Here is a 4,826-nt window from a genome sequence, read left to right on the forward strand (position 1 = left end):
AAACTTAGTGCATTAAAATTAAAATAAAGTTATTTATAATACTTCCCAATAGGATGGAATTTATTTTTATTCATGCCTTAATCTACTATCTCATGATGCTTTTAACCTTAAGAGTCGTTGAAATTTATGCTCAATAAAATCAAGTCTTACCTCGGGCCTCTTTATCCGATTTTTGCTGTTTTCCTTGCGGGGATTGCTATCTTTTTTATTTCTCGTTTGGGGCTTGCTATCTGGCATTTTGACCGGGTGAGTGATGCCAATGGGTGGCTGGCCATTTTCTTAAGTGGCTTGCGAGTTGACATTGTGTCTCTTTGCTACTTGCTCATTTTGCCAGCGTTGTTGTCTAGCCTATTATCTGGAGATCACGCTGTCGGTCGTTGCTGGCATTGGCTTTTACGCGTTTGGATCACCGGTGGTTTATGGTTGATTGTTTACATGGAAGCAGCAACGCCGTCATTTATTACCGAATATGACCTGCGACCAAATCGAATATTTGTTGAATACCTTATTTATCCCAAAGAAGTATTTAGCATGCTTTGGAGTGGCTATAAATTTGAACTTTTCCTTGGTGGTGTGGTTTCCGCATTCACGCTTTTTGTTGGTTGGAAATGGAGTAAGCAGCTTGTTTCGAACTTAAGTTTTCCTAAATGGTACTGGCGTCCAGTGATTGCTATTTGTGTGGTGGCTATTGGTGTTTTGGGAGCGCGTTCTTCACTGGGTCATCGTCCGTTAAATCCGGCGATGGTGGCTTTTTCTAGCGATCCTTTGGTTAATGATTTAACGCTAAATTCCTCATTTTCAGCGATTTTTGCTGCCAAACAGATGAAATCTGAAGCGAGTGCTTTCGAGTTTTACCCGAAAATGGATAAGCAGGAGGTCGTCCAAGAAATTCGTGCGTCCATGAATGTCGACAACAAAGATTTTGTTTCCTTACAGCAACCTAGCATGGCCACGCACCAAGCCACCTATCAAGGTCAACCTAAAAATATTGTAATCCTACTGCTTGAAAGCCACGGAGCACGTTATGTTAGCCGTCTTGGTGGTATTGATACGTCACCCAATATCGATAAATTGATTGATGAGGGATGGGCATTCACCCGTTTCTACGCAACTGGGACACGTTCCGTTCGTGGTATTGAAGCTATGACTACTGGTTTTTCTCCGACTCCAGCACGTTCAGTAGTCAAGTTAGGTAAAAGCCAAACAAACTTCTTTTCAATTGCTGATTTATTAAAGTCTCGAAATTACCACACACAATTTATCTACGGTGGTGAAAGCCACTTTGACAATATGAAGAGTTTCTTCTTGGGCAACGGTTTTGTCGATATGCAAGACTTCCCAACTTTTGAGTCTCCTAAATATGTTGGTTCTTGGGGCGCGTCGGATCAAGATCTCTACAATAAGGCAGATGAGCAATTTACCAAGATGAGTCGTGAAGGTAAGCCGTTCTTTAGCCTAGTTTTTAGCTCATCGAATCACAGCCCATTTGAATATCCTGATAATGTGATTGAACCGTATAATGAGCCAAAGCAGACAGTTGAAAATGCAGTGAAATATGCAGACTATGCGCTTGGAGAATTCATTGAGAAAGCGAAAAAATCACCTTATTGGGATAATACTGTATTCGTTGCTGTCGCGGATCATGATGCCAGAACTCAGGGTAACCAGCCCGTTCCAGTTGATTATTTCAGAATTCCTGCGGTGATTTTTGGTGGTGGCATTGAGCACCGACTTGATGATCGCCTCGTTAGCCAAATTGACCTTGCGCCCACACTGCTTTCCTTGGCCGGTATCAGCAGCCAAAATCCGATGATCGGGCACGATTTAACTCATGAGGTCCCTGCCGATAAGCAGCGTGTAATGATGCAACGAGATAAGAACTATGGTTACATGACGGCAGACAACCAACTGGTTGTAATCCGACCAGAGCAAGGTATTTCGACTTATCAATATGATTTTAAATCAGATACTTTGACAGAAAAAGAGTTGGATCCAGAAGTGGTTAAACGTGCCCATGCTAATGCGATGTGGGGAAGTTTAGCGTTCAAAGAAAACTACTATACTGCTTCCGATTCATACTGATCCAATATTCATAACCTAAAAGGCGAAATGCTCGCCTTTTTAGTTTGAAGCCTAGAACCATCCTTACGATTATGCAGGCAAGGCTCAGCGCTAAGCTTGCATTTTTTATTGATTGATCGTTTTCTGTGTCGGAAAAGATCGCTGCTAAGGAATGAAGTCTTAAGTTACGCCCGTTATTTTTGTTTAGAGAGTAAGTAAAAAGGAAATACCGATGAAAACCATACACTCAGTATCTGATCTGTAACAAATGCTGGTCAATACTTTATTGTCGTTCATCTTTAGGAGAATCCATGACCACCATGGTGGTGATCGATTTCACGGTTAAACACTCACCAAGCACATCAGCGTGAAAACGTTTATAGGCGCTGAGATCTTTGCTTTCGACGCGCAGTAGATATTCGTTCATCCCGGTAATATTGTGGCATTCGACCACCTCCTTGGCGTAGCGCACATGTTCTTCGAAACTGAGTTGTGCCTTTTTAGTGTGGCTGTTTAAGCCAATCGCCACATAAGCGACAAACCCGACATCAAGTTGGGTTTTATTTAAGACCGCTCGATAGCCTTTAATGATCTGTTTACGCTCGAGATCCTGCACGCGACGCAACGTGGCTGAGGGCGATAAGCCGACACGTTCAGCCAGCTCGACATTCGAGACGCGCCCATCAAGTTGTAGTTCTTGCAATATTCTTTCGTAAAATCTGTCCATGGCTGCTTTTTATTGCTCAATATTGGTGATATTGACCAATATAAGCATAATATTGCCAGCCGATACCATTATTATTTGTTCATCATTATTAAATAGAGAAAGAAGATGGATTACACACAATGGTGGCCACTGGTGGCTTTTGCTTTTGTTTCGACCTTTTCTCCGGGTCCAAACAACATCATGCTGATGACATCAGGTGCAAATGTGGGCTTTATGCGCACTATTCCGCACATGCTTGGTGTAACGTTTGGTTTTAGCATTATGGTGCTGTTGGTTGGTGTTGGGTTAACGGGTTTATTCCATCGTTATCCTATGTTGCAACAAGGCTTGCAAATTGCCTGCACCATTTATTTGGTCTATTTGGCGATAAAAATTGCGTTGAGTAATCCTTCGCAGGGAGAGAAGCAGTATCAACCGATGTCATTTTTTCGGCTGTACTGTTTCAGTGGGTCAACCCCAAAGGTTGGTCGATGGCGCTGACTGCGGTGAGTGTATTTAACCAAAGTGCGAGCTGGGCGCAGTTAATGCTGATTTCATTGGTGTTTGCTTTGGTGAACATTCCGTCGGTCAGTGTTTGGACTGCGGCTGGTAAACAGTTGAGCCATTGGATGAATCACCCAAGTTATGTCCGCTGGTTTAACGGTGTGATGGGCGCGTTGCTGTTACTGTCCGTTGTTCCTATGCTGTAGAGATTTGGTGAGACGTTGCTGTGTGGGAGCATTATCAACGCAGCAAAAGAAAGTGGGTACTGAGCGACCCACTTTGTTTGTCTAGTTAGCCTGACGTTAACCGTTCGCTATATTGCCGATAAAATTAACGCCAATATTTGCGGTCAGAGTATGCGCAGGCACATCACTAACGGATAGACAGTGGCGTATGCCAATGCAGAGGCGCCACTGTTTTCACGCAGCTTTTTACCAAGCACAATCTCGTTGGTGACGACTAAGCGCTGTACTCGCAGCTCCGTGCCGCGTGTCGAAAGTGATGCATCGACCTCTTTACCAATCACCAAGCGTGCTTTTTCTAACGCTTTTTTTATCGCCGGTCAGATGAAGCAAATCATTCACTTCAACTCGTGAATCGGGTTTGGGCACTGAAAGGTGTTCACCACGTTTGGGGCGCGAGCAGACAATATCGCCATCACTGAGCGCGGGAATGTCTTTTAAGAGCAGACCATTTAAGTTGGGGTTTTTAATCGCAACGTTAGTCTAGTCTGTACTCTTTTCACTAGTGATATTCGTTTGGTTTCGTCCGGTGCTTTTAGCTTGATAGAGCATGTTGTCAGCCAATTTAATTAACTGCTCTGGTGAATGGGAACCTTCTAGGTCGACTGCGCCTCCAATACTGATGGTTAAAAAACCGTTTTCAGCCGCTGGATGGTCTATACACAGTGTTTTGATCTCATCTTGAACAAGGTTAGCAACGTACCAAATACCTTCTTGGTCCGTCTCAGGAAGAATCATGGCGAATTCTTCACCACCATACCGTGCAGCGATGTCGGTTGGCCTTCGACAGCATTGATGCAAAGTAGTGGCGACTTTTTTTAAACAATCATCACCTTCAAGGTGACCAAATGTGTCGTTGTATTGTTTAAAATAATCAATATCGATCAGCAATAAAGAGAGAGGCTGTTTTTTTCGGTAAGCTTGTGCTAGGTGAGACTTTAAGTGTTGATCGAAATAGCGGCGATTATTAAGACCAGTAAGGCCGTCTAAATATGCCAATGATCTCAGTAGGTCTGCTTGGTACTTTAGAGTTAAATGAACCTTGATTCTATTTTTTAATGTATTGATATTAAATTGTTTTTTTAGAAAATCAACGCCGCCGGCTTCCCAGCATGCATCTTGGTCTTCTTGGGCGGTTAATCCGGTAATAAAAATAACAGGTATATCAGCGATAGTAGGGTCATTTTTGATCAAGCGGCAGGTTTGTAAACCATCCATTTCTGGCATGATGACATCGAGTAGCACCAAGTCGGGCTGACTTTCTTTGCAAACGTTGATCGCTTGCGTTCCAGATGTCGCCATCAATATCTGAT

General features: G+C 43.2%; 4 protein-coding genes and 1 pseudogene. 2 read left to right on the forward strand and 3 right to left on the reverse strand.

What is annotated here, in order from left to right:
- The first annotated feature begins 126 nt into the window (after positions 1-126).
- Positions 127-2,082 (forward strand): LTA synthase family protein, encoded by a 1,956-nt coding sequence (locus VOR_RS0104985; protein ID WP_010318625.1) that lies wholly within the window; start codon positions 127-129, stop codon positions 2,080-2,082.
- A 262-nt stretch (positions 2,083-2,344) separates the two neighbouring features.
- Here VOR_RS0104985 and VOR_RS0104990 read toward each other — a convergent pair whose 3' ends face one another.
- Complete coding sequence (locus VOR_RS0104990) at positions 2,345-2,788, reverse strand: Lrp/AsnC family transcriptional regulator (RefSeq protein WP_010318626.1); 444 nt, start codon at positions 2,786-2,788, stop codon at positions 2,345-2,347.
- 105 nt (positions 2,789-2,893) lie between these two features.
- Between VOR_RS0104990 and VOR_RS17725 the strand changes: the two are divergent.
- Positions 2,894-3,477, forward strand: a pseudogene (locus VOR_RS17725) (LysE family translocator).
- A gap of 143 nt (positions 3,478-3,620) precedes the next feature.
- Here VOR_RS17725 and VOR_RS19300 read toward each other — a convergent pair.
- Positions 3,621-3,797, reverse strand: coding sequence for a hypothetical protein (locus VOR_RS19300; RefSeq protein WP_286118381.1), 177 nt, complete (start codon positions 3,795-3,797; stop codon positions 3,621-3,623).
- A gap of 199 nt (positions 3,798-3,996) precedes the next feature.
- Positions 3,997-4,826: GGDEF domain-containing response regulator (locus VOR_RS0105005; RefSeq protein WP_010318628.1), on the reverse strand; the 830-nt coding region annotated here is incomplete at its 5' end.

It is taken from the genome of Vibrio ordalii ATCC 33509 (assembly GCA_000257205.1).
Lineage (GTDB): Bacteria > Pseudomonadota > Gammaproteobacteria > Enterobacterales > Vibrionaceae > Vibrio > Vibrio ordalii.